The 23,546-nt window shown below is 65.9% G+C and carries 23 protein-coding genes; 16 read left to right on the top strand and 7 right to left on the bottom strand.

Translation table 11 applies throughout. The annotated features are described in order from the left end of the window. Positions 1-3 precede the first annotated feature (3 nt). The 3 genes from ACQ66H_RS14150 to ACQ66H_RS14140 form a co-directional block, all read right to left on the bottom strand. Entirely contained in the window at positions 4-1,188 is a 1,185-nt protein-coding gene (locus ACQ66H_RS14150) for a HAMP domain-containing protein (protein ID WP_430434547.1), read from the bottom strand. Further along, complete coding sequence (locus ACQ66H_RS14145) at positions 1,185-1,910, bottom strand: response regulator (protein ID WP_430434546.1); 726 nt, start codon at positions 1,908-1,910, stop codon at positions 1,185-1,187. The genes ACQ66H_RS14150 and ACQ66H_RS14145 overlap by 4 nt, the downstream gene beginning before the upstream one ends. A gap of 63 nt (positions 1,911-1,973) precedes the next feature. After that, the gene (locus tag ACQ66H_RS14140) at positions 1,974-2,369 is read right to left on the bottom strand and encodes a hypothetical protein (protein WP_430434545.1); all 396 of its coding nucleotides are present in this window, start codon (positions 2,367-2,369) and stop codon (positions 1,974-1,976) included. Positions 2,370-2,567: 198 nt separating this feature from the next. On the opposite strand from ACQ66H_RS14140, the gene ACQ66H_RS14135 reads away from it, so the two are divergent. Continuing rightward, entirely contained in the window at positions 2,568-5,141 is a 2,574-nt protein-coding gene (locus ACQ66H_RS14135; protein ID WP_430435642.1) for a glycosyltransferase, read from the top strand. Positions 5,142-5,145: 4 nt separating this feature from the next. After that, a complete protein-coding gene (locus ACQ66H_RS14130) occupies positions 5,146-6,693 on the top strand; it encodes a glucan 1,3-beta-glucosidase (RefSeq protein ID WP_430434544.1) in 1,548 nt (515 codons plus the stop codon). Here ACQ66H_RS14130 and ACQ66H_RS14125 read toward each other — a convergent pair. Together ACQ66H_RS14125 and murJ are read right to left on the bottom strand one after the other, a co-directional pair. Beyond that, the gene (locus tag ACQ66H_RS14125) at positions 6,682-7,305 is read right to left on the bottom strand and encodes a YbhB/YbcL family Raf kinase inhibitor-like protein (RefSeq protein WP_430434543.1); all 624 of its coding nucleotides are present in this window, start codon (positions 7,303-7,305) and stop codon (positions 6,682-6,684) included. The genes ACQ66H_RS14130 and ACQ66H_RS14125 overlap by 12 nt on opposite strands. Positions 7,306-7,321: 16 nt before the next feature. Then, a complete protein-coding gene (gene murJ / locus ACQ66H_RS14120; protein ID WP_430434542.1) occupies positions 7,322-8,860 on the bottom strand; it encodes a murein biosynthesis integral membrane protein MurJ in 1,539 nt (512 codons plus the stop codon). A gap of 143 nt (positions 8,861-9,003) precedes the next feature. On the opposite strand from murJ, the gene rpsT reads away from it, so the two are divergent. Further along, complete coding sequence (gene rpsT, locus ACQ66H_RS14115) at positions 9,004-9,276, top strand: 30S ribosomal protein S20 (protein ID WP_019917602.1); 273 nt, start codon at positions 9,004-9,006, stop codon at positions 9,274-9,276. A 194-nt stretch (positions 9,277-9,470) separates the two neighbouring features. Here the strand turns inward: rpsT and ACQ66H_RS14110 are convergent, their stop codons facing one another. Then, positions 9,471-9,854, bottom strand: a complete 384-nt coding sequence (locus ACQ66H_RS14110) for a DUF3579 domain-containing protein (protein WP_430434541.1) — start codon at positions 9,852-9,854, stop codon at positions 9,471-9,473. Positions 9,855-10,577: 723 nt separating this feature from the next. Here ACQ66H_RS14110 and ACQ66H_RS14105 point away from each other — a divergent pair. The 5 genes from ACQ66H_RS14105 to ACQ66H_RS14085 are packed head-to-tail and all read left to right on the top strand — an operon-like array spanning position 10,578 to position 14,827. Continuing rightward, positions 10,578-11,765: an aspartate aminotransferase family protein gene (locus ACQ66H_RS14105; RefSeq protein WP_430434540.1), complete on the top strand. Its 1,188-nt coding sequence runs from the start codon at positions 10,578-10,580 to the stop codon at positions 11,763-11,765. Position 11,766: 1 nt separating this feature from the next. After that, on the top strand, positions 11,767-12,690 hold the full coding sequence (gene argF / locus ACQ66H_RS14100; RefSeq protein WP_430434539.1) for an ornithine carbamoyltransferase: 924 nt from the start codon (positions 11,767-11,769) through the stop codon (positions 12,688-12,690). Between the two features lie 31 nt (positions 12,691-12,721). After that, the gene (locus ACQ66H_RS14095; RefSeq protein WP_430434538.1) at positions 12,722-13,954 is read left to right on the top strand and encodes an argininosuccinate synthase; all 1,233 of its coding nucleotides are present in this window, start codon (positions 12,722-12,724) and stop codon (positions 13,952-13,954) included. Between the two features lie 18 nt (positions 13,955-13,972). Next, positions 13,973-14,287 (top strand): pyrimidine/purine nucleoside phosphorylase, encoded by a 315-nt coding sequence (locus tag ACQ66H_RS14090; RefSeq protein WP_008062806.1) that lies wholly within the window; start codon positions 13,973-13,975, stop codon positions 14,285-14,287. 54 nt (positions 14,288-14,341) lie between these two features. Then, entirely contained in the window at positions 14,342-14,827 is a 486-nt protein-coding gene (locus ACQ66H_RS14085) for a YajQ family cyclic di-GMP-binding protein (protein ID WP_304002675.1), read from the top strand. Positions 14,828-14,884: 57 nt separating this feature from the next. Here the strand turns inward: ACQ66H_RS14085 and ACQ66H_RS14080 are convergent, their stop codons facing one another. Continuing rightward, positions 14,885-15,589: a type 1 glutamine amidotransferase gene (locus tag ACQ66H_RS14080; protein WP_430434537.1), complete on the bottom strand. Its 705-nt coding sequence runs from the start codon at positions 15,587-15,589 to the stop codon at positions 14,885-14,887. Between ACQ66H_RS14080 and ACQ66H_RS14075 the strand changes: the two genes are divergently transcribed. The 8 genes from ACQ66H_RS14075 (at position 15,579) to ACQ66H_RS14040 (ending at position 23,449) form a co-directional block, all read left to right on the top strand. Then, the gene (locus ACQ66H_RS14075) at positions 15,579-16,244 is read left to right on the top strand and encodes a retropepsin-like aspartic protease family protein (RefSeq protein ID WP_430434536.1); all 666 of its coding nucleotides are present in this window, start codon (positions 15,579-15,581) and stop codon (positions 16,242-16,244) included. The two genes, ACQ66H_RS14080 and ACQ66H_RS14075, sit on opposite strands and share 11 nt — an antisense overlap. Then, positions 16,244-16,837 carry a CoA pyrophosphatase gene (locus ACQ66H_RS14070; protein WP_430434535.1) on the top strand — a complete coding sequence of 198 codons (594 nt, stop codon included), beginning with the start codon at positions 16,244-16,246 and terminating at the stop codon, positions 16,835-16,837. The genes ACQ66H_RS14075 and ACQ66H_RS14070 overlap by 1 nt, the downstream gene beginning before the upstream one ends. Before the next feature lie 140 nt (positions 16,838-16,977). Continuing rightward, entirely contained in the window at positions 16,978-17,904 is a 927-nt protein-coding gene (locus ACQ66H_RS14065) for a CobD/CbiB family protein (protein ID WP_019917615.1), read from the top strand. Between the two features lie 20 nt (positions 17,905-17,924). Then, positions 17,925-19,112, top strand: a complete 1,188-nt coding sequence (gene bktB, locus ACQ66H_RS14060) for a beta-ketothiolase BktB (RefSeq protein ID WP_304002687.1) — start codon at positions 17,925-17,927, stop codon at positions 19,110-19,112. A gap of 211 nt (positions 19,113-19,323) precedes the next feature. Continuing rightward, a complete protein-coding gene (locus tag ACQ66H_RS14055; protein ID WP_430434534.1) occupies positions 19,324-20,745 on the top strand; it encodes a circularly permuted type 2 ATP-grasp protein in 1,422 nt (473 codons plus the stop codon). Between the two features lie 127 nt (positions 20,746-20,872). Next, positions 20,873-21,823, top strand: a complete 951-nt coding sequence (locus ACQ66H_RS14050) for an alpha-E domain-containing protein (protein WP_430434533.1) — start codon at positions 20,873-20,875, stop codon at positions 21,821-21,823. An 11-nt stretch (positions 21,824-21,834) separates the two neighbouring features. Beyond that, positions 21,835-22,644 (top strand): transglutaminase family protein, encoded by an 810-nt coding sequence (locus ACQ66H_RS14045; RefSeq protein ID WP_430434532.1) that lies wholly within the window; start codon positions 21,835-21,837, stop codon positions 22,642-22,644. 70 nt (positions 22,645-22,714) lie between these two features. Continuing rightward, the gene (locus tag ACQ66H_RS14040) at positions 22,715-23,449 is read left to right on the top strand and encodes a peptidase (protein WP_430434531.1); all 735 of its coding nucleotides are present in this window, start codon (positions 22,715-22,717) and stop codon (positions 23,447-23,449) included. Positions 23,450-23,546 lie beyond the last annotated feature (97 nt).

Genomic DNA, 23,546 nt, shown 5'->3' with positions numbered 1-23,546 from the left:
TGTCTATTCGCGCTTCGCCGTCGGTGACGACAGCGTCACACGGACGCGGCCACCGCCATAGCGGCGCGCGTTGTCCATCAGGTTGGCGAGTGCCCGGCGGGTCAGCGCCGGGCGCAGTACGACCGGCTGCGCGAGACTGCCGCTCACCTCGATGTCCGCACCCAGCGCGGCGATGTCGTCGGCCACGCCATCGACCAGCGCGTCGAGCCGGGTTGGTGCGGCGCTTTCCGAACTGTCGCCGGCGCGCAGGAAGGCCAGCGTGTCGTCGATCAGCGTTTCCATCTCGGCCAGATCGCGTTCGATCGCTTCGCGCACCGGGCTGTCCGGCAACTGCTCGAGGCGCAGACGCACGCGGGTAATCGGCAGCCGCAGGTCGTGCGACACGCCGGCCAGTGCCTGGGCGCGTGTCTGGATCAGCGCGCGCAGCGCGCCCTGCATGCGGTTGAAGGCGTGCGCCGCGCCGGCCACTTCGCGCGGTCCGCCGGTATCGAGCGGCGCCTGATCGAGGTCGCGCGCCAGCCCGTCGGCGGCGCGGGCGAACATCGCCAGCGGACGGGTCAGGCGACGTACCACCCAGATCGACAGCAGGCTCACGGCAAGCGCCACCAGCAGCAGGCCGACGATGATGCGCAGCGGCCGGTCCACCGGCGGGGGCGGCGGCGAGTAGCGGAAGGTGAGTACGCTGCCGTCGCTCAATCTGGCCTGAGTGGATACGTCGATCACCGGCGGTGCAGGCAGCAGTCGCGCCAGCTTGGGCGGCGGCGGCGGGGGCGGGCGCATGGGGTGCATATCGCTGCGCGGCGTCAGCATGTCCTGTTCGCGCCTGACGACCTGATGCTCGAAGCGCGTGCCCAGCCGTTCGCCGACACGTTGCGCGAAGGCGTCGAAATCGTCCGGCACCGCTTTCGCGTCGTCATACCACGGCTCCTCGAGCGACAGTCGGGTGCTCGGGCTTTCGAGCATGCGCAGCAGCCGATCGCGGCCCGCTGCCGGCGTTTCGTCGACCAGGGCGACCGACTCGGCCAGCCGCGTCGCGGCGTAGTCGCTGCGCATCTGTCGCGACAGGCGCACGCGGTCCTCGACCACCAGCCACAGGCCGAGCGCGTTGGCGAGCAGCAGGCCGCCCAGCAGCACGCACAGGATCTGGCCGAACAGCGTGCGCGGCAGCAGCCGCGACGCCCATGTCAAAGCAGCTTCTCCACCGGGCCGTTGAGCACATAGCCCTCGTTGCGCAGCGTGCGGATGATGCGTGGCTCGCGTCCGTCGTCGCCGAGCCGGCGGCGCAGGCGGCTGATCATCACGTCAACCGTGCGGTCGAAGGGCCCGGCGTCGCGGCCGGCCAGCACGTCCATCAACTGGTCGCGCGACAGCACGCGGTTGGCGTTCTCGGCCAGCGCGTTGAGCATGCGGAATTCGCCACTGGACAGCGGCGTCACAACGCCGGCCTCGTTGACCAGATGGCGGGCACCGAGATCGAGCGTCCAGCCGGAGAATTTCAGGCCGCGCACGCTGCCGTCGCCATCCGGGTGCTCCGGTGCCCGGCGCAGGATGCTGCGCACCCGGGCCAGCAGTTCGCGCGGATGGAAGGGCTTGGGCAGGTAGTCGTCGGCCCCCATCTCCAGGCCGATGATGCGGTCCAGTTCGTCGCCGCGGGCGGTCAGCATCAGGATGGGCAGGCGCGATTTGGCGCGGATTTCGCGGCACAGCGCGAGGCCGTCGTCGCCCGGCAGCATCACGTCGAGGATGAGCAGGTCGCAGCCGTCGCGTTCGAGCGCGAGGCGCAGTGCGTCGCCGTCGCCGACGGTGCGCACGTCCATGTCCTGCTTGCCGAGGTAGTCGCGCAGCAGATCGCGCAGGTCCGGGTCGTCGTCAACGACGAGGATGCGCGGTTTCGGTGTGTGTCCGTTCATGCCCTTCAGCTTAGCGGCTCGCGTCCGCGCGGTGGGCGATCCGGACAATTCGGGACATTGTGTTTACGCAGTGTTTACAGAGGCTGGCGCGCGCGCCAGCAGCACGAGCAATCCGGCAAGCAGGCCGACGGCGGCGAAATCGGCGCTGTAAAGCACCAGACCGGCGGCGCCCGCGACGACGGCGAGGCGCGCCACGAAGGCGTAGCGCAGCAGCAGTGCCAGTGCGCCAGCGGCCAGTGCAAGTACGCCGATGCGCTCCTGCATGAAAAGCTGCGGCGCGAAGCGGCGCACCAGGCAGCGCCAGTCGTCGGCGCCGCTGGCGCACAGGCCGTGCAGCAGGTCGGATTCCATCAGGCCGTAGCGCAGGCCGGCGCTGGCCGCGGCGGCGACCAGCAGTGCGATGAGCAGCGGCCAGCCAAGGCGTTTGCGCAGGTCGAGAGCAAGGGAAGAGGTGGGCATGAGGGTATTCATCTGTAGGCACTGTCCGTCACGTGCGAACCGTGGATTTTCGCTGTGTTAGCATCGCCGCGCTGCAGCATCGACACCGTCATCCGGTGACCGGCTGCAGTCCTCACCTTACCGGAAACGCTGCGCCCGGCCCAGCCGGACGACCGACACCGATCTCGCATGAAAAGACAGATTTCCCTTGCCCGCGTCATGATCGCCCTGCTGATCGCAGGTGGCGTGGCGGCGGTGCACTTCGCGCTGTGGGCGGTGACGAACCGTCCGGTCAGCGTGGTCGAGCCGCTGGACTACATCGACGGATTTTCCTACAGCCCTTACCGGCGCGACCAGACGCCACTCAAGGGCGTGTATCCGAGCTACGCCGAGATCGAGCAGGACATGAAGCAGCTCGGCGGCATCGCGCACCGGGTGCGCACCTACAACTCGACCGAGAATCCGGAGGTGTCCGATCTGGCGGGGCAGAACGAGCTGCGCGTCACCGCGGGCGCCTGGCTGGACCGCGACAAGGTGAAGAACCGGCGCGAGATCGGTGCCGTGCTGGCGGACGCCCGGCTGCATGCGAACATCGACCGCATCATCGTCGGCAACGAGGTATTGCTGCGCGACGACCTGACCTTCCCCGAGATGTATGCCTACCTCGACGAGGTGCGCAATGCGACCGATCTGCCGGTATCGACCGCCGAACCCTGGCACGTCTGGCTGAAGAATCCGGAACTGGCGGACCACGTCGATTTCCTCGCCGTCCATCTGCTGCCGTATCACGAGGGCGTGCCGGTGGACAAAGCGGTCAACTACGCGATGGCGCGCTACCAGGAACTGCTGGACGCCTTCCCCGGCCGCTCCATCCTGATTTCCGAAATCGGCTGGCCGAGCAAGGGGCCGACCATCCAGGCGGCGGTCGCGTCGGAAGAGAACCAGGCGCGCTTCGTGCGCGAATTCCTCTATCGCGCGCTGTGCAAGAACCTCGACTACTTCCTGATCGAAGCCTACGACCAGCCATGGAAGATCGATATCGAGGGCTGGGCCGGTGCCTACTGGGGCGTGTTCAACGCCGACCGCGAGCTGAAGTTCCCGCTCGAAGGCAGCGTGGATCCGAACAGTGGCTGGATTGATGACGCGCTGGTCGCCACCGTGTTCGCGCTGGTGCCGATGCTGCTGCTCTGTCTGGCGCAGCGCGGCATGAGCATCGGCGGCCAGCTCTGGATGTGCATACTGGTGCAGGCCTGCGTCACCGCCATCGTCATCGCCGCCCGCCTGCCTGCCGACTACTACTTCACCTTGCGCGACCTGACCGCGCTGATAGGCCTCGTGTTCGGCGTGGTGCTGACGGCCGGCGTGCTGCTGACCAACGGATTCGAGTTCGCCGAGGTGTTCTTCAAGCCGCGCTGGCGCCGTGCCTACAAGCCGGCTGAGCCGGTGCCGCCGGAACAGCAGCCCTTCGTGTCGGTGCACCTCGCCTGTTGCAACGAACCGCCGGAAATGGTGATCGCCACCATCGACAGTCTGGCGGCGATGGACTACCAGAACTTCGAAGTCATCGTCGTCAACAACAACACCAAGGACGAGGCGCTGTGGAAGCCGGTCGAGGCGCGCATGGCCGAGTTGGGCCCACGCTTCCGCTTCTTCCATCTGCCGCAGTGGCCGGGTTTCAAGGCCGGCGCGCTGAATTTCGCGATGAAGCAGATCGATCCGCGCACCGCGGTGGTCGGCGTGGTCAACGCCGACTACGTGGTCACCCCCGACTGGCTCAGCGCACTGGTGCCGCATTTCCGTGACCCCAAGGTGGCCGTGGTGCAGGCACCGCAGGCGCACCGCGAGTGGGAGCGCCATTTCTTCAAGCGCATGTGCAACTGGGAGTTCGATGGCTTCTTCCGCATCGGCATGCACCATCGTCATGAACGCAACGCGCTGATCCAGCACGGCACGATGACGCTGGTGCGCCGCTCGCGCCTCGAGGAATCGGGCAACTGGTCCGAGTGGTGCATCTGCGAGGACACCGAACTGGGCCTGCGCCTGCTCGAGAACGGCGACGAACTGCGCTACATTGACCGCGTTTTCGGCCGCGGTCTGACGCCGTCCAGCTTCGCCGCACTGAAGTCGCAGCGCTTCCGCTGGGCCTTCGGCGCGATGCAGATCATGAAGGGCCACTGGAAGGCGCTGGTCGGCAAGAGCAAGCTCTCGGCCGGTCAGCGCTATCACTTCATCACCGGCTGGTTCTCGTGGTTCGGCGACGCGCTGCAGTTCCTGTTCGCGCTGGGCGCCATAGGCTGGACGGCCGCGATGCTGATCTGGCCGAAGATGTTCTCGCTGCCGGTCACCATCATGCTGGCGCCGGTGCTCGGCCTGCTGGTCGCCAAGGCGGCGATGGGGCCCATCCTGTATCGCCGCGCGATGGACTGTCCATGGGCCGACATCGCCGGCGCGTCGCTGGTGAGCCTGGGCCTGTCGCACGCGATCGCGCGCGGCATCATCGCCGGCATCACGCACAAGCGCGGTGTCTTCCTGCGCACCGCGAAGGGCAAGGCGGAGGGCGGTCTGGCCAAATTCTTCCAGCCGATACGCGAAGAGATGTACCTGCTGCTGTCGCTGATCGGCGCCGCCAGCGCCATGCTTTACATGCGCGGCAGCGACAGCGTCGAAGTACTGCTGTGGGTGACCATGCTGGGCCTGCAGTCGCTGCCCTACATCGCCGCACTGGCCTGCCAGTTCATCGCCCAGCTGCCGGAAAAGCCGCTGCCGGCCGCGCCGGCGACACAGGCAGCGTAAGGCGATGATGGAGCCGCTGAATCGCGCGCCGCGCTGGGCGCGTTATGCGCTGGTGCATCTGGTCGCGCTGGCGCTGATCGCGTTCTGGATCTGGCGCGCCAACCAGCCGCAGCCGCTGGCCGACGTGCCGCCGGACCAGGCCCGTCTGCAGTGCGTGTCGTACGCACCCTATTACCGGCCGGGCGAATCGCCGCTGATTCCCGATTTCCGGGTGAGTCGCGAGCGCATCGACGCCGACCTCGCACGGCTGTCGCGGATCACCGACTGCGTGCGTCTGTACTCGGTCAACCAGGGGCTGTCCGCCGTTCCCGAACTGGCCGGTCGCCACGGACTGAAGGTGCTGGTGGGCGCCTGGATAGGCGGCGACCTGAAGAAGAACGACATCGAGCTGACACAGGCCATCGCGCTTGCCAACCGTCACCGCGACGTGGTGCGCGGCCTCATCGTCGGCAACGAGGTGCTGTTGCGCCGCGAGCAGACCGAGGATGCGATGCGCCGCTACATCGAGCGTGCCCAGCGCGAAACCGAGGTGCCGGTGACTTACGCCGACGTCTGGGAGTTCTGGCTCAAGCACCGTTCACTCGCGGCCAGCGTCGATTTCGCCACCGTGCACATCCTGCCCTACTGGGAGGACGAGCCGCGGGCGATTGACGACGCGATCACGCACGTGACGGCGGTGATGGACACGATGGCCATCGAACTGGGCAAGCCGCTGCTGATCGGCGAGACCGGCTGGCCCAGTCTGGGCAAGCAGCGCGACGGCGCGCGGCCGGGGCTGATCGAGCAGGCGCGTTATCTGCGCGAATTCCTGCTGGCGGCGCAGGCGCACGGCTGGCAGTACAACGTGATCGAAGCCTATGACCAGCCGTGGAAGCGCCTGCTCGAAGGTACGGTCGGCGGGTACTGGGGGGTGCTCGATTCGCACGGCCACGCCAAGTTCGGCTGGCATGGGGCGTTGGCCGAACGCAACGACGGTGCCACGCCGCTGACCGCCGGCGCGGTCGGGCTGGCGCTCGGCGTGCTGATCGTGCTGGCCGCGCGTGTGCGTCGCTCCGGTGCTGCAGCGGCTTACGCGCTGTCCGGGGCACTGGCTGGACTGATCGGACTGCTGCAGTGGGAATACCTGTCGCTCGCCTGCCGCAATCCTGCGGAGTGGCTGGCCATGGGCGCGGTCGCGCTGGCGGGCAGCCTGGCGTGGGCGCTGCTGCCCTTCGTGATGACCGGTCGCGCACGACCTGCGATGGCGTTCGTCGTGCGCGTGCTGCTGTTCGGCCTGGCCACCGGCGGCCTGTTGCTCGCGGTCGATGGTCGCTATCGCGATTTCCCCTTCCTGCTGTTCGTGCTGCCGACCATTCAGTTCGGTCTGGCTGCGCGCTGGGCCGGTTTCGACGTGATGCCGCGATTGCCCGAGTCGCGTATTTTCACGCTGATTGCGGTGGCCGGCAGTGCCATCGCCTGGCTTCTCGACTGGCGCAACCCGCAGGCGTTGGGCTGGGCGCTGATGGCCGCCGTGCTGGCGGCCGCCTTCGCGCCACGTCGCTCAGCTGACTGAGGGGTTCAGCGCGTAAAGCCCGGTCAGGCTCGCCTGGCCGAGCACGTGGCCCTGCATCGCCTGTCTCACGACATCGAGCGTAAGCCGGCCGTCTGCCGGCAGGCGTTCGACGTCCAGCGCGTACAGCGTGAACACGTAGTGATGGACGATTTCGTCGTTCCACGGCGGGCAGGGGCCGTCGTAGCCATGGTAGTCGCCCGTCATCTGCGCGTCGCCGGCGAACCACGCGGTGTAATCGTTGATGCCCTGGCGGGTGCCGCGCGGACCGGCCGGGCCGGGCTTGCCGCAGGCGGTGACCGCCGACGAGAACTCGCCTTCGGCGATTTCGCCGGTCGGTGCGAGGTCAACCAGTATCCAGTGCGTGAAGTCGCAGCGCGGCAGCGAGGCGGGCACAGTGCGGCCGTCCTGGTTCACGTCGTCCGGCCGGGTCGGCACGTCGGGGTCGTGGCAGATCAGCACCAGCGAACGCGTGCCGGCCGGCAGATCGGACCAGGCGAGGTGCGGGTTGCGGTTGTTGCCAAGTTGCGCGTGACCCTTGCCGTCGGGGATGCAGAACGCGTTGTTGCCCGGGATGCGGGTGCCGTCGGCAAAGGTGTTGCTCGTCAGTTTCATCTAGTCAGCTCCTCGTTCAGGACGCCGCGCGACGCGAAAAGTCGCGCAGCCGGAAACCCAGTGCGAACAGCACGGCGAAGTAGGCACCGGCGCCGGCCGGCACCAGCCAGCCCAGGTGCAGGATGCGGTTGAGCGTGCCCATCTGCAGCCAGTCGCCCGGTACCTGCGCGCCGAAGTACAGCACCACGCCCATCGCTGCAAGCGCAGACAGCATCTTGAGCCAGAAGCTCCGCCAGCCAGGTGCCGGCGTGTAGGCACCGGTGCGGCGCAGGCCGTGGTAGAGGAAACCGGCGTTCACCAGAGATGCCAGCCCGATGGACAGCGCCAGCCCTGCGTGTGCCAGCGGGCCGATGAAGACGAGGTTCATCAACTGAGTCAGCACCAGTACGCCGAGCGCAATCTTGACCGGCGTGCGGATGTCCTGCCGCGAATAGAAACCGGGTGCCAGCACCTTCACCAGAATCAGTCCGGTCAGGCCGACGCTGTAGGCGAGCAGTGCTTCGCGCGTCGCCAGCACGTCGTGGGCGGTGAACTGGCCGTGGTGGAACAGTGTGGCAATCAACGGTGTGGCCAGCAATCCCAGCGCAAGCGCCGCCGGCAGCGTAAGCAGCAGCGTCAGGCGCAGGCCCCAGTCGAGCAGGGAGGAAAATTCACCGCCGTTGCCATCGGCGTGACTGCGCGACAGCGAAGGCAGCAATATGGTGCCGAGCGCCACGCCGAGCAGGCCGGCCGGGAATTCCATCAGACGGTCGGCGTAGTAGAGCCAGGACACCGAACCGCTTTCGAGGAAGGAGGCGAAGATGGTGTTGATCAGCAGTGAAATCTGCGACACCGACACGCCCAGTATCGCCGGCAGCATCAGTTTGAAGATGCGACGCACACCGGGATCGTGCAGGTCGAGCCGCATCCGCGGCAGCATGCCGATGCGCATCAGCGCCGGCACCTGCAGCGCCAGCTGCAGCGCGCCGCCGATGAATACCGCCCAGGCCAGCGCCAGTACCGGCGGATCGAAATACGGCGCGGCGAACAGGCTCATGCCGATGAAGCTAAGGTTCAGCAGTACCGGCGTGAAGGCGGGGATGGCGAAGCGGCTGAAGGTGTTCAGCACGCCGCCGGCCATCGCCACCAGCGACATGAACAGGATGTAGGGAAAGGTGATGCGGGTCAGCGTCACCGTCAGGTCGAACTTGTCGGCGTCGGCGGCAAAGCCGGGGGCGGATATATATATGATGAGCGGCGCGGCGACGATGCCGATCACCGTGACCACCGCGACCACCAGGGCGAGCAGGGTGGCGACATGGTCAATCAGTGCCCGCGTGTCGTCAACGCCGCGCCGGTTGCGGTACTCGCCCAGTATCGGCACGAAGGCCTGCGAGAAGGCGCCCTCGGCGAACATGCGACGCAGCAGGTTGGGCAGACGGAAGGCGACGAAGAAAGCGTCGGTGGCGGCGCCAGCGCCGAAGGCCCGGGCGATGAAAAAATCGCGGACGAAGCCGAGGATGCGCGACAGCAGCGTCATGCTGCTGACGGTCGCGAGTGCACGAAGCAGATTCATCAGGCGATGCGTGTGGAGAGACAGCGCGCACCTTACCAGAGCCGTGCGGGCTGTCGGCCACGCGATGCGCCGAACTGGGTCTTGCACCGGCAACCCATAGTGCGTATACTCGCGCGTTTTCCCGAACACCCAACCGCAAGAACATGGCCAATTCCGCACAAGCACGCAAGCGCGCCCGTCAGGCGAACGTTCGTCGTGATCACAACATGAGCCAGCGCTCGGAGCTGCGCACTGCCATCAAGAACGTCCGCAAGGCCATCCTGGCTGGCGACAAGGCAGCTGCGCAAGCCGTGTTCGTGCAGGCCCAGACGACGATCGACAGCATCGCCGACAAGAACATCATCCACAAGAACAAGGCAGCGCGTCACAAGAGCCGTCTGTCCGGTGCGATCAAGGCGATGGGCGCCGCGGCCTGAGTTCCGCAGCCTGACCCGCCGGCGGCCATCCAGGCCGCAGCAATAAAAAAGCCGACCCGATGGTCGGCTTTTTTATTGCCTGTGTCTTGCGGGCACTGACAATGGGCAATGCTGCGTCGTCGTCGGTGCTGACGCCTGGCGGACGTATTCCGGACGGCGTCCGCCAGGCGTCCGGATCGCCCAAGAACGGGGATTCAGATCTCTGCGGCGCCGGTCTCGTAGTCCACACGCAGATCGTTGTCGCGCGCGAAATGCATCAGGAAGTTGTAGGCAAGCGGTTCGAGTTCGTACAGGCGGGCATCGACAAATACGCACTTCTCGCCGGTGATCCAGCAACCGGGGCGCACGTACGGTGAGTAGCGCATCTTGCGCTGGCTGCCGAACGAGGACATGACGCCGCACAGGCGGTCGGACCAGTCGCTTGGGCGGAAGGTGCGGCCCTTGCTCGTGGCACCGATGATCGTGAAGCTGCGCGCGCGGCGCGGGTCGTCCACCTGTTTGCGCACCAGGCTGTCGTTGGCGGGCGGTAGAGGAGGGGCTGCGGCGTCGCCGTCGTGTACATGCGGAATCGCGCTCATGTTCGGGTCTGTGGCCTCCGGCAGTTCTGTGTTCGGTCCGGCTGCGTCGCACCTGGCAGGTGGCGCGGCTGCAGCCGGGGTGGTGCTTCGCTCAGTTATAGAGGTAAAACAGGGCTCTTTTTTATCTTTAAAAACAAGGTTTAGCTGTTGTAAAGCTAATGTTCTGTTTCTATACTCGCGCTATCCCTATGAGGAGACGGCGCTTTATGCTCAATTCCAGCCTCAGATCCAGGCAGTCCACAGTACTTGGCAGTGTGTCGTCTCCGGCGCCTCGGGCTCAGATGGCCCGATTCGGTTTCAGGATCCGTACGCGAGGCGGCGTGCTGATCGACAACCTGTCCATACCCGGCGCGAGTGCCGAAGAGGCCGAACGCAAGTTGCGACAGATCTATATGGGCTGCTCGGTGCTAGCACGCTTTGTGCCAGACCCGCAGATCGGGCCCGGTGCCGCCCGCAGGGTCGGCTAAGTCCCTGCCGCAACGGATGTTCGCTGCCCGGTACGGGCTGGGGGGCGGGCGACCGCACTGCTGCGTCGTCTGCCGAGCGAGGTGACAATGTGCGCCGCAACATGAGCGGCGCCTGCTACACAGCGCGCGGGCTTTGAACTAAAATCGTTCTCTCATCAAGCACGGCGGCGCGAGCCGCCGTGCTTTTTTCGTTTTCCGCATCACGCCGCCAGCAGGCGTGCCGTCGATGCGGCAGCAGGGTCACGGAGCTGTTTCGATGACGCATCTGATGAATACCTACGGCCGCCAGCCGGTCGCCTTCACCCACGGCAAGGGCGTACGGCTGTATGACGAGAACGGTCGCGAGTACCTGGACGCGATGGCCGGTGTTGCCGTGAATACGCTGGGCCACGGTCATCCCGATCTGGTTCAGGCGGTGTCGCGGCAGGCGGCGGAAATGATCCACTGCTCCAATCTGTACCGCGTGCTGGCACAGGAAAAGCTGTCGGACCGTCTGGCCGAACTGTCCGGCATGGACGAAGTGTTCTTCTGCAATTCCGGTTGTGAAGCCAACGAGGCGGCGATCAAGCTCGCCCGTCTGTACGGCCATCAGCGCGGCGTCGAACTGCCGGGCATCATCGTGATGGAGCACGCCTTCCACGGCCGCACGCTGGCCACGTTGTCGGCCACCGGCAACCGTAAGGTGCAAGCCGGTTTCGAGCCGCTGACGCCGGGCTTCCACCGGGTGCCTTTCAGCGACATCGCCGCGGTGCGGGCGATCGCCGAGCACACGCGCAACATCGTCGCCGTGCTGTTCGAGCCGGTGCAGGGCGAGGGCGGCATCCATGCCGCCGACCTGGCTTATATGCGCGAATTGCGCACGCTGTGCGACCAGCAGCAATGGCTGTTCATGGTTGACGAGGTGCAGTGCGGCATCGGTCGTACCGGCAGCTGGTTTGCCTTCCAGCACGCCGGTATCGAGCCGGACGTGATGACGCTGGCCAAGGGCCTCGGCTCGGGCGTGCCGATCGGCGCTTGCCTGGCGCGCGGGCCGGCGGCCGGTGTTTTCAAACCTGGCACTCATGGTTCGACCTTCGGTGGCAATCCCCTGGCCTGCGCCGCCGCGCTGACCACGCTCGACGTCGTCGCGCGCGACGATCTGCGGGGCAATGCCGTGCGTCAGGGCGACGCGATCCGCGCCGGCTTCCGTGATGCGCTGAAGGATGTGGCGGGCGTGAAGGACATCCGCGGTGCCGGCATGATGATAGGCATCGAACTCGACCGCCCCTGCGGCGCGCTGGTCGGTCAGGCACTCGAAGCGGGTCTGCTGATCAACGTCACGGCCGACAGCACGATACGTCTGGTGCCGCCGCTGGTCTTCAACGACGCCGACAGCCGCGAGCTGGTCAACCGGTTGTCGCCGATCATCCGCAACTTCCTCGCGGGCGCCCAGCTCGCCGCATGAAATGACTGAACCCAGACACTTTCTGCAACTGAAGGATCTGACGCGCGAAGAGCTCGACTACGTGTTCGCGCGCACCCGCTGGATCAAGGACAAGTTCAAGCGCTACGAACAGTACTGGCCGCTGCAGGACCGCACGCTGGTCATGATCTTCGAGAAGCAGAGCACACGCACGCGCCTGTCCTTCGAAGCCGGCATGCACCAGATGGGCGGCAGCGCGATCTACCTGAACACGCGCGACTCCCAGCTCGGCCGCGGCGAGCCGGTCGAGGACGCGGCCCAGGTCATTTCGCGCATGTGCGACGTGGTCATGATCCGCACCTTCGAACAGACCATCATCGAGCGCTTCGCCGCCAATTCGCGCGTGCCGGTGATCAATGGGCTGACCAACGAATACCACCCCTGCCAGGTGCTGGCCGACATCTACACCTGGATCGAGCACCGCGGCGACATCTCCGGCCGCACCGTGGCGTGGATCGGCGATTCGAACAACATGTGCCACACCTGGATGCAGGCGGCCGAAATCTTCGATTTCAAGCTGAACATTTCGACCCCACCGGGCTACGAAGTCGAGGCCGAGCGCGCAGGCGTGGCGGGCAGCCACCATGAGTGCTTCGCCGATCCGATGGACGCCGCGCGCGGTGCCGATCTGGTCACCACCGACGTGTGGACCTCGATGGGCTGGGAAGCGGAGAACGAGGCACGTTGTGCCGCTTTCGCCGACTGGCAGGTCGATGCCGACATGATGAAGGTGGCCAAGGCCGACTCGCTGTTCATGCACTGCCTGCCGGCGCATCGCGGTGAGGAGGTGAGTGCGGAAGTGATCGACGGCCCGCACTCGGTGGTGTGGGACGAAGCCGAAAACCGCCTGCACGCGCAGAAGGCGCTGATGGAATTCCTGCTGCTCGGACGCGTGTCCGGCAGCTGAACCGACGACTCTTATTGAAAGACGAGCAACGATGAGCGACATCAAGAAAGTGGTCCTCGCCTATTCGGGCGGCCTGGACACCTCGGTCATCCTGAAGTGGCTGCAGGATGTGTATCAGTGCGAAATCGTCACCTTCACCGCCGACCTCGGCCAGGGTGAGGAACTGGAACCTGCGCGTGCCAAGGCGATCAAGCTGGGCATCAAGCCGGAGAACATCTACATCGACGATCTGCGCGAGGAGTTCGTCCGCGATTTCGTGTTCCCGATGTTCCGCGCCAACACGATCTACGAAGGCGAATACCTGCTCGGCACCTCGATCGCGCGTCCGCTGATCGCCAAGCGCCTGATCGACATCGCGCGCGAAACCGGCGCCAACGCCATTTCGCACGGCGCCACCGGCAAGGGCAACGACCAGGTCCGCTTCGAACTGGGCGCCTATGCGCTGATGCCGAACGTGAAGGTGATCGCGCCGTGGCGTGAGTGGGACCTGCTGTCGCGCGAAAAGCTGCTGGCCTATGCCGAGAAGCACGGCATCCCGATCGAGATGAAGCACAAGCAGGGTGGCTCGCCCTATTCGATGGACGCCAACCTGCTGCACATCAGCTACGAAGGCCGTCACCTCGAAGATCCGTCGGCCGAAGCCGAAGAGTCGATGTGGCGCTGGACCGTATCGCCGGAGGCGGCGCCGGACCAGGCCGAATACCTCGACCTCGAATTCGAGCGCGGCGACCTGGTCAGCATCAACGGCACCCGCATGCCGGCACACGAACTGCTGGCCACGCTGAACAAGATCGGCGGCAAGCACGGCATCGGCCGTCTCGATCTGGTGGAGAACCGCTACGTCGGCATGAAGTCGCGCGGCTGCTACGAAACGCCGGGCGGCACCATCCTGCTGCGCGCGCACCGCGCCATCGAGTCGATCACTCTGGACCGCGAAGTCGCCCACCTGAAGGACGACCTGATGCCGCGCTACGCCAGCATCATCTACACCGGCTACTGGTGGAGTCCGGAGCGCCGCGCGCTGCAGGCGCTGATCGACCACACGCAACAGACGGTCAATGGCTGGGTGCGGCTCAAGCTGTACAAGGGCAACGTCATCGTCGTCGCCCGCGATTCCAAGACCGATTCGCTGTTCGACCCGACCATCGCCACCTTCGAGGACGATGCCGGCGCCTACGACCAGAAGGATGCGGCCGGTTTCATCAAGCTCAACGCACTGCGCATGCGTATCGCCGCCAACGCCGCGATCAAGCGCGGCAAGTAATCACAACAGGAAAAGAACATGTCCCAGTTCGACAACATCAGCGTCGTCAAGAAAGCCAACGTGTATTTCGACGGCAAGTGCGTCAGCCACAGCATCCAGTTTGCCGATGGCACCAAGAAGTCGGTCGGCGTCATCCTGCCGGCCACGCTCACCTTCAATACCGGCGCGCCGGAAATCATGGAAGGCGTGGCGGGAAGCTGCCGCGTGCGCCTGAAGGGGGAGACGGAATGGAAGACCTATGGTGCCGGTGAGTCCTACAACGTGCCGGGCAATTCGTCCTTCGACATCGAAGTGAGCGGCGAGCCCTACCACTACGTCTGCCATTTCGGCTGATCCGCATCACCGGGCGCCGCTTGGCGCCCGCTCGCAGCACACGAGGTTTTCAGCATGCCGTCCTTCGACATCAGTTCCGAAATCGACATGGTCGAACTGCGCAACGCGGTTGACCAGGCGAACAAGGAAATCACCAACCGCTTCGACTTCAAGGGTTCGGACGCGCGCGTGGAGCAGGGCGACAAGCTGCTCACGCTGTTCGCCGACGATGACTTCAAGCTCGACCAGGTCTATGACGTGCTGCTGGGCAAGTTCGCCAAGCGCGGCATCGACGTGCGCTCGGTCGAGCGCGGCGACGCGCAGAAGATCAGCGGCAACAAGATGAAGCAGGAACTGAAGCTCAAGGTGGGTATCGAGAGCGAATCCGCCAAGAAGATCGTGCGCATCCTGAAGGACAGCAAGCTCAAGGTGCAGGGCAGCATCCAGGGCGAGGAAGTGCGCGTCACCGGTGCCAAGCGCGACGTGCTGCAGGAGGCGATCGCGCTGCTGCGCAAGCAGGTGACCGACATCCCGCTGCAGTTCGGCAATTTCCGCGACTGAGCGCCGATTCAGGCGCTGCCGCTACCGCTCCCCGCGATAGCGGCCTGTTTCCCCGGTTCAGTCCTTCAGACCTTTGACCCACTGCGCGTAGGCGGTTTCCGCCACCGCGTGCAGCGCAGCGATCCGCGCCTCCAGGTCACGCTGGATGTCTGCCGGCTGCTGCACCGTCGGCTGGGCCGCGGCCTCGGCGATTTCGTCGGCGCCGCCGGTACACCACGACTTCACCAGATCCTCGGTCATTTCGATGTGACACTGCATTGCCAGATGCTTGCCCATGGCCCATGCCTGGTTGTCGCAGCCGGCAGAGGCCAGTACACGGGTGGCGCCGGTCGGCACGGTGAAGGTTTCACCGTGCCAGTGGAAGGACGGAAAGCGTGCCCGGTCGCCGAACCATTCGGCCGCTGCCGGGTCGGTGGCATGGACGTCCAGCCAGCCTATCTCCTTGCAGCGATTGGCGCCGACGGTGCCGCCAAGCGCCTTCGACATGAGCTGGCCGCCCAGGCAGTGGCCGATCACCGGAATGTCGGCGGCGACCGCCTTGCGGATCAGTTCGAGCACCGGCGGAATCCACGGCAGCGGATCGTTCACGCTCATCGGCCCGCCCATGAAGCAGAGGCCGGCGAAGGCCGACGGATCGGTCGGCACCGGATCGCCGCAATCCATCGCGAACAGGCGGATTTCACGGCCCAGGCCGTTGATATATGTAGCAAAATGACCGGGTCCTTCGGTCGGACTGTGACGGAACACTGCAATGGGTTTCATCGAAACACCTCCTCGCCGCATTCTAGCCACGCTCGCGCTCGCCGTCCTTGCTGGCGCAAGCGCTGCGCATGCGGCCGACGTTTCGCTGGCCGGTGTGTTCGGCGGTAAGGCGGTTCTGGTGATCGACGGCGGCGCGCCGCGCACGCTGGCACCGGGTGCCCGTTCGCCGGAAGGTGTGAAGCTGCTGTCGGTCGAGGGCGACCGTGCCTGGGTCAACATCGACGGCCGGCGCGTGCAGCTGCGCATCGGCGAGAACGTGGCGTCGCAGCGCAGTGCCGAAACGTCGGCCTCGGTCATCCACCTGAACGCGGATCAGCAGGGACACTTCTCCGCCGACGGGGCGATCAACGGCGTGCCGATGAAATTCCTGCTCGATACCGGCGCTACCGTGATCGCGATGGACCGCAATCAGGCGCGCCGTGCCGGCGTCGATCTGTCCCGTGCCGAAGCGATGCGGGTGCAGACCGCCAATGGCGTGGTCCGCGCCTGGCGCGTCCGGCTGGCCAGCGTGAAGCTGGGCAGCGTTACCCAGGCCAATGTCGAAGCGGCCGTGATGGACGCCGAAATGCCGCAGGTGCTGCTCGGCATGAGTTTCCTGAACCGCATGGACATGCAGCGCAACGGACAGGTCATGACCTTGAGGCAGCGCTTCTGATGGACTTTACCGCGCCCGCTGCAGGCTTCGACATCGCTCGCCTGCGTACCCGTCTGTCTCTGCCGGCGGCGCAGCCGGACGCTCGCTTTGCCGGATTCACTCCGGCCGCGGTGCTGGTGCCGGTGGTCGTCGGCGGCGTCGAACCGACACTGCTGCTGACCCGGCGCAGCGCCCATCTGCACGATCATCCGGGCCAGATCGCCTTCCCCGGCGGTCGCGTCGATGCCGGCGACACCTCACCCGAGGCGACTGCACTGCGCGAGGCGCAGGAAGAAATCGGCCTGCCGCCGGAGCAGGTCGAACTGATCGGCCGCCTGCCGGATTACTACATCACTGCCAGCGGCTTTCGCGTCACCCCGGTGGTCGGTCTGCTGCGCGGGCCGCTGCAACTGCGGCTGGATACCTTCGAGGTGGCCGAGGCTTTCGAGACGCCGCTGTCCTTCCTGCTCGATCCGGCCAACCGCAGGCGTGGCCGTATCGAACACCAGGGCATCACCCGCGAATTCTGGGCCATGCCCTGGCAGGGCTACGACATCTGGGGCGCCACTGCCGGCATGATCGTCAGCTTCGCCGAGCACCTGCTGAAGGACTGACGCTGCCGGGGGGCATGACGGTCACCCGGCTGACCGGCCGGCTACCCGACCCGCCGGGTTCGACAGGATGGTGGCTTGCAAGGCTCCCGCAAGCTTCACTGTGATATCGTCCGGGTGCTCGTAAGGCGATAACGCATCACATGACCTGGCTGTCTCTTTTCGTCGCACTGCTGATCGAGCAGTACAAACCGCTTTCCTATGAGCGCGTCGTCGCAGGCCCTCTTGCCCGCTATGCGGCCTGGTTCGAACAGCGCCTGAACGCTGGCGAGGCGCGCCATGGCGTGGTCGCGTGGTCGCTGGCCGTCGGCCTGCCGGTGGCGGCCGTCTGGTTCCTCTATCTGTTCCTCGTCTGGATCAACCCGGTGCTCGGCTGGGTGCTCAATGTCATCGTGCTCTACGTGACCATGGGCTTTCGCCAGTTCAGCCATCATTTCGAGGCCACTGCCGACGCACTGCGTGCCGGTGACACCGACACCGCGCGGCGCGAACTGGGCAACTGGCTGTCGCGCAACACCGACCGGATGAAGCAGGAGGAGATCGCCCGCCTGGCGATCGAGCAGGGCCTGCTGGCGGCGCATCGCCATGTGTTCGCACCGCTGGCACTGTTTGCGCTGCTGCCGGGGCCGACCGGCCCCTTGCTCTATCGCCTGACCGAACGCCTGTCTTGGTCGTGGGCTCGGCGCGAAAACATCGAATTCGGTGCCTTCGGCCGCTTCGCGCGGAACATGTACGAATGGCTGGATTTCATCCCTGTGCGCATGACTGCCGCGACCTTCGCCATTGTTGGCGACTTCGAGGACGCCGTGCATTGCTGGCGCACACAGGCCGCAAAATGGCCTGAGCAGGCGGCGGGCATTCTGCTCGCCAGCGGCGGCGGGGCGCTCGGCGTAAAGCTCGGCGCACCGCTGTTCGAACTCGGCGAAGTCGCGGACCGGCCCGAACTGGGCATGGGCGACGACGCCGATGTTGATCTCATGCAAAGCGCGATCGGCCTTGTTTGGCGCACACTTATATTTTGTCTTCTTTTGCTCGGCCTGCTCACGCTGGCTGGCTATGTCGGTAGCTGATTTCAACGGAGGTGGTACTGATGGCTGACAAGAGAGAAGTGGTGATCGTAGGTGCTGCACGTACGCCGATCGGCGCATATGGTGGTTCGCTGAAGGATTTCACGGCCTGCGATCTGGGCGCGCACGTGGTCAAGGCCGCCTTCGCGCGCGCCGGCGTCGATGCGAAGGAAGCGCAGCATCTGGTGCTGGGCAACGTGATCCACACCGAAGCACGTGACATGTACGTGTCACGTGTCGTGGCGATCAACGGCGGCATGTCGAAGGAATCGTGCGCCATGGGCGTGAACCGCCTGTGCGGCTCCGGCTTCCAGGCCGTCGTGTCGGCGGCCAACGCGATCCAGCTTGGCGATGCCGACTGCGCAGTCGGCGGTGGCGTCGAAACGATGAGCCGTGGCGGCTACCTGATGCCGGCGGCCCGCTGGGGCGCCCGCATGAACGACACCAAGATGATCGACATGATGGTCGGCGCGCTGACCGATCCGTTCGACACGGTGCACATGGGCATCACCGCGGAAAACATCGCCAGCCAGTTCGGCTTCAACCGCGAGGAGCAGGACGCCTTCGCCGTCGCCTCGCACCAGAAGGCCGCGGCCGCGACCGACGCCGGCCACTTCAAGTCGCAGATCGCGCCGCTGGAAGTGGTGACCAAGAAGGGCACCACCGTCATCGACACCGACGAGCACTTCCGCCGCGACGCGTCGCTCGAAGGCATGGCCAAGCTGCGCCCGGTGTTCAAGAAGGACGGTTCGGTCACCGCTGGCAATGCTTCGGGCATCAATGACGGCGCTGCCGCCATCGTCATGATGGAAGCCGGTGCGGCCGCCCGCGCCGGCGCCAAGCCGCTGGCCCGTCTGGTGTCCTACGCCGTTGCCGGCGTCGATCCCACCATCATGGGCACCGGCCCGATCCCGGCCGTCAAGCTGGCGCTGCAGCGCGCCGGCCTGAAGGCGTCTGACCTCGACGTGATCGAATCGAACGAAGCCTTCGCCGTCCAGGCCATGTGCTGCACGCGCGAACTGGGTCTGGACCCGGCCAAGGTGAACCCGAACGGCGGTGCCGTCGGTCTGGGTCACCCGGTCGGTGCGACGGGCGCCATCCTGACCGTCAAGTGCCTGTATGAACTGCAGCGCACCGGTGGTCGCTACGGCCTGATCACCATGTGTATCGGCGGTGGCCAAGGCATTGCGGGCATCATCGAACGCATCTGATCGCCGCTTCACCGGTCTGAAAAAACGCCCCGCCCAGTGCGGGGCGTTTTCGTTTCCGCCCCTTGCACCACATGAATCCGGGCTCCGCACCCGCTTGGTGCGTAAAACCCTTCAAAGCGGAAGGTTTCCAGTCCTGGCGCCGTTTTCCGGCATGGCACATTTTTCGCTGAATGCAGGTACGCGCCAAACAATCACACGAGACAACCCGATCATGGCCAACCCGTCCTCGATCTATGACGAAATGAACGGCGCCGACGGCACGGTGCGCGCTCATTACGCCGGCTACCAGAAGTGGCTGGCGGAAACACCGCCGGAGCGCATCGCGCAAAAGCGTGCCGAAGCGGATCTGGTGTTCCACCGGGTCGGCATCACCTTCGCGGTCTACGGCGAGGAGGAGGGCAAGGAGCGCCTGATTCCGTTCGACGTCGTGCCGCGCATCATCCCCGCCCAGGAATGGAAGCAGCTGGCCGCCGGCCTGCGCCAGCGCGTGAAGGCGCTGAACATGTTCCTGCACGACGTCTACCACGACCAGGAAATCATCAAGGCCGGCAAGATTCCGGCCGAGCAGGTGCTCTCCAACAGCCAGTACCGCCCGGAAATGCAGGGCGTGGACGTCCCGGGCGGCATCTACGCCCACATTGCCGGTGTCGATGTCGTGCGCGCCGGGGCCGGCGAGTTCTACGTGCTGGAAGACAATCTGCGCGTGCCGTCTGGCGTGTCCTACATGCTGGAAGACCGGCGCATGATGATGCGGCTGTTCCCGGAACTGTTCTCGCGCTACCGCGTGGCGCCGGTCGAGCACTACCCGGACATGCTGCTGAGCAATCTGCGTGCGGTCGCACCGGCCGGCGTGCTCGATCCGACAGTCATCGTGCTGACGCCCGGCGCCTACAACTCGGCCTACTTCGAACACGCCTTCCTCGCCCAGCAGATGGGCGTCGAACTGGTCGAGGGCCAGGATCTGTTCGTGCGCGACGAACACCTGTACATGCGCACCACCCAGGGACCGCAGCGCGTCGATGTGATCTACCGGCGCATCGACGACGACTTCCTCGACCCGCTCGCCTTCCGCGCCGATTCCATGCTGGGCGTGCCGGGTCTGCTGCAGGTCTATCGCGCCGGCCACGTGACGCTGGCGAACGCGATCGGCACCGGAGTGGCGGACGACAAGTCCATCTATCCCTACGTGCCGGACATGATCCGCTTCTATCTGGACGAAGAGCCGCTGCTGAACAACGTGCCGACGTACATGTGTCGCAAGAAGGAGGATCTGGCCTACGTGCTGGCCCACCTCGACGAACTGGTGGTCAAGGAAACGCACGGCGCTGGCGGCTACGGCATGCTGATCGGGCCGCGCGCCTCGAAGGAAGAGATCGAGCGCTTCCGGCAGCTGCTGACCGAGACACCCGAGCGCTACATCGCGCAGCCCACGCTGTCGCTGTCGGCCTGCCCGACCTTCGTGAACGCCGGCATCGCGCCGCGCCATATCGACCTGCGCCCCTTCGTGCTGTCCGGCAAGGACATCAACATGGTGCCCGGCGGTCTGACCCGGGTCGCGCTGCGTGAGGGTTCCCTGGTGGTGAATTCGTCGCAGGGCGGCGGCACCAAGGACACCTGGGTTCTGGAGATCTGAGTATGGATACCCCCACGCTCACTTCGTTCGCAGCCCCCCGAGGGGGCTGCGCTCGCCCTTGGGGCGGCCCTGCGGGCGGCGCGACCGCTTCGTTCATCGACCCCGCCGATCACAGGATGATGCTCCCATGCTGAGCCGAACCGCAGACCACCTGTACTGGATGGCGCGCTACATCGAGCGCGCCGAGAACGTTGCCCGCATGCTGGACGTGAATTACCGCATGTCCATGGTGCCGCAGGCCGATGGCGGCATCGACGCCGGCTGGGGCGCTACGCTGTCGATCACCGGCCTGGAGGACGCCTTCCGCGCCAAGTACCCGGCGGCGACGATGGAATCGGTGCTCGAATTCATGGTGTTCGACGGCAGCAATCCGTCGTCCATCATGAGCTGCCTGCGCATGGCGCGCGAGAACGCGCATGCGGTGCGCGGCACCATCACGTCGGAGATGTGGGAAACCACCAACGACACCTGGCTCAAGATGCGCGACTACCCGCGCTGGAAACTGTCGGGCAGCGAGATCGGCGAATTCTTCGAGTGGGTGAAATTCCGTTCGCATCTTTCGCGCGGCGTCACGCTGGGCACCATGCTGCGCGACGAAGCCTTTCACTTCATCCGCCTCGGCACCTTCCTCGAACGGGCCGACGCGACCGCGCGCTTCATCGACGTGAAGTACCACATGCTGGTCAACGGCAAGGCGCCGCCCGACGCGGCCGCCGACTACTACCAGTGGAGCGCGCTGCTGCGTTCGGTGTCGGCCTTCGAGGTGTATCGCAAGGTGTACCGCGACCTGATCACGCCGGTGAAGGTGACCGAACTGCTGATCCTGAACGACCAGATGCCGCGCTCGCTGCGCACCAGCATGGTCGAGGTGTACGAAAACCTGCTTGCGGTGTCGAACTATCGCTCGAAGGAAACCAAGCGCCGTGCCGGCGAACTGCAGGCCAGCCTGAAGTTCGGCCGCATCGAGGACGTGTTCGCGCGCGGGCTGCACGAGTACCTGACGCAGTTCATCGTGCGCGTGAACGACCTCGGCAACCGCATTTCAAACGATTTCCTGGTTCCGATGTCATCCAGTTGAAGGAGATCGCCATGCTGCTCGATATCCGTCACGAAACCACGCTGCAGTACGCCAGCCCGGTCAACTACAGCATCCAGCAGTTGCGGCTCACGCCGCGCGAGGACTCGACCCAGCGCCCGCTGAACTGGCGCGTGCAGGCGCCGGGCAGCGCGCGCCGCTCGGTCGACGCGCACGGCAACATCGGTCACCTGCTGACGCTGGACCGGCCGCACAGCGAGCTGTCCATCGTCGTCAGCGGCACCGTGCGGCTGACCGACGCCGACGCCTGGATGCCGCGCGACAGCGGCACGCTGTCGCCGCTGTCCTATCTGGCCGGCACACGGCTGACCGAGGCCGACGAACAGGCGCACGCGATGGCCGCCAGCCATCTGCGGGCGCGGCGCGACACGGTGGGCGAACTGCTGGACCTCAGCGGCGCGGTCTGTGGCGCGGTGCGTCACCAGCCGGACTGCCTGCCGCCGGGTGGCGCCTCGATCGCGCTGGACGCCGGCTTTGGCTGCAGCGCCGACATCGCGCATGCCTTCATCGCCTGCTGCCGCGCGGCCGGGTTGCCGGCACGCTACGTGAGCGGCTACCTGATCGACGCCGCCGGCGATTGGGCGGCACCACATGCGTGGGTCGATGTCTGGCTGGCCAGCGGGCCGGCGCCCGGCGGCGAAGCCGGCTGGGTCAGCGTCGATGTGCTCGAACGCGCGCTGGCAGGCCACGGCTACTGCAGGCTGGCGGTCGGGCGCGACCATCTCGATGCCTGCCCAGTGCGCATGGCCGGCGGCGAGGCGGTCACGCGCACGCTGACCCGGGTGTCCATCCACACCCACTGACGCACCGCCGCACCGGGCAGCGCGCGCGCTGTCCGTCTAACATTCAACTTTTCCCTGACGGAAATCCGCCATGACCTACTGCGTGGGCATGCTGCTCGACGCCGGGCTCGTATGCCTGTCCGATTCGCGCACCAATGCCGGTGTCGATCACATCAACACCTTCCGCAAGATGAATCTGTTCGAGCGCCCGGGCGAGCGCGTGCTGGTGCTGATGAGCGCCGGCAACCTCGCGCTGACGCAGACACTGGTAAGCCTGCTGCGCGAGCGTCTCGCCACCGACGGGCCCAACTTGTACACGGTGACGAACATGTTCGAGGCGGCGCGCCACGTCGGCGACTGTCTGCGCGAAGTGCACGCGCGTGACGCCGAGGCGCTGAAGGAATTCGGCATCGAATTCAACGCCAGCCTCATCCTCGGTGGCCAGATACTGGGCGAGGAGCCGCGGCTGTTCCAGATCTACGCTGCCGGCAACTTCATCGAGGCGACGCGCGACACGCCTTACTTCCAGATCGGCGAGGCGAAGTACGGCAAGCCCATCATCGACCGCGTCATCCGCCCGGAAACCACGCTGGACGAGGCGGCAAAGTGCGCGTTGATCTCGATGGATTCAACCATCCGCTCCAATCTGTCGGTCGGTCTTCCGCTGGACCTGCTGGTGCTGCGCACCGGCGCGCTGAAGGTGTGCTCGCACACCCGCATCGACGCCGAGAACGCCTACTTCGAAATGATCCGCACCCGCTGGGGCGAAAGCCTGCGCGAAGCTTTCCATGCGCTGCCGTCGCCGGACTGGATTCCGCTCGCCTGAACGGGCTGCCGCCGGCGCGGGAGCGTTGTGCAGCGCAAATATCGGTCAAGTCGAGCCTGCAAGCTAAAGGTTCCCCCACAATGCGCCGTTCACCGGA

Origin of the sequence: Methyloversatilis sp. (assembly GCF_965284615.1) — a bacterium.
Classification (GTDB): Bacteria; Pseudomonadota; Gammaproteobacteria; order Burkholderiales; family Rhodocyclaceae; genus Methyloversatilis.
The sequence above is the reverse complement of the archived record's forward strand: the minus strand, read 5'-3'. Positions and strand labels throughout refer to the sequence as shown.

Bases quoted from the DNA above. Each gene is read 5' to 3' on its own strand.
- ACQ66H_RS14145 (WP_430434546.1), bottom strand. From the start codon at position 1,910: ATGAACGGACACACACCGAAACCGCGCATCCTCGTCGTTGACGACGAC.
- ACQ66H_RS14140 (WP_430434545.1), bottom strand. From the start codon at position 2,369: ATGCCCACCTCTTCCCTTGCTCTCGACCTGCGCAAACGCCTTGGCTGG.
- ACQ66H_RS14135 (WP_430435642.1), top strand. From the start codon at position 2,568: ATGATCGCCCTGCTGATCGCAGGTGGCGTGGCGGCGGTGCACTTCGCG.
- ACQ66H_RS14130 (WP_430434544.1), top strand. From the start codon at position 5,146: ATGATGGAGCCGCTGAATCGCGCGCCGCGCTGGGCGCGTTATGCGCTG.
- ACQ66H_RS14125 (WP_430434543.1), bottom strand. From the start codon at position 7,305: ATGAAACTGACGAGCAACACCTTTGCCGACGGCACCCGCATCCCGGGC.
- murJ (WP_430434542.1), bottom strand. From the start codon at position 8,860: ATGAATCTGCTTCGTGCACTCGCGACCGTCAGCAGCATGACGCTGCTG.
- rpsT (WP_019917602.1), top strand. From the start codon at position 9,004: ATGGCCAATTCCGCACAAGCACGCAAGCGCGCCCGTCAGGCGAACGTT.
- ACQ66H_RS14110 (WP_430434541.1), bottom strand. From the start codon at position 9,854: ATGAGCGCGATTCCGCATGTACACGACGGCGACGCCGCAGCCCCTCCT.
- ACQ66H_RS14105 (WP_430434540.1), top strand. From the start codon at position 10,578: ATGACGCATCTGATGAATACCTACGGCCGCCAGCCGGTCGCCTTCACC.
- argF (WP_430434539.1), top strand. From the start codon at position 11,767: ATGACTGAACCCAGACACTTTCTGCAACTGAAGGATCTGACGCGCGAA.
- ACQ66H_RS14095 (WP_430434538.1), top strand. From the start codon at position 12,722: ATGAGCGACATCAAGAAAGTGGTCCTCGCCTATTCGGGCGGCCTGGAC.
- ACQ66H_RS14090 (WP_008062806.1), top strand. From the start codon at position 13,973: ATGTCCCAGTTCGACAACATCAGCGTCGTCAAGAAAGCCAACGTGTAT.
- ACQ66H_RS14085 (WP_304002675.1), top strand. From the start codon at position 14,342: ATGCCGTCCTTCGACATCAGTTCCGAAATCGACATGGTCGAACTGCGC.
- ACQ66H_RS14075 (WP_430434536.1), top strand. From the start codon at position 15,579: ATGGGTTTCATCGAAACACCTCCTCGCCGCATTCTAGCCACGCTCGCG.
- ACQ66H_RS14080 (WP_430434537.1), bottom strand. From the start codon at position 15,589: ATGAAACCCATTGCAGTGTTCCGTCACAGTCCGACCGAAGGACCCGGT.
- ACQ66H_RS14070 (WP_430434535.1), top strand. From the start codon at position 16,244: ATGGACTTTACCGCGCCCGCTGCAGGCTTCGACATCGCTCGCCTGCGT.
- ACQ66H_RS14065 (WP_019917615.1), top strand. From the start codon at position 16,978: ATGACCTGGCTGTCTCTTTTCGTCGCACTGCTGATCGAGCAGTACAAA.
- bktB (WP_304002687.1), top strand. From the start codon at position 17,925: ATGGCTGACAAGAGAGAAGTGGTGATCGTAGGTGCTGCACGTACGCCG.
- ACQ66H_RS14055 (WP_430434534.1), top strand. From the start codon at position 19,324: ATGGCCAACCCGTCCTCGATCTATGACGAAATGAACGGCGCCGACGGC.
- ACQ66H_RS14050 (WP_430434533.1), top strand. From the start codon at position 20,873: ATGCTGAGCCGAACCGCAGACCACCTGTACTGGATGGCGCGCTACATC.
- ACQ66H_RS14045 (WP_430434532.1), top strand. From the start codon at position 21,835: ATGCTGCTCGATATCCGTCACGAAACCACGCTGCAGTACGCCAGCCCG.
- ACQ66H_RS14040 (WP_430434531.1), top strand. From the start codon at position 22,715: ATGACCTACTGCGTGGGCATGCTGCTCGACGCCGGGCTCGTATGCCTG.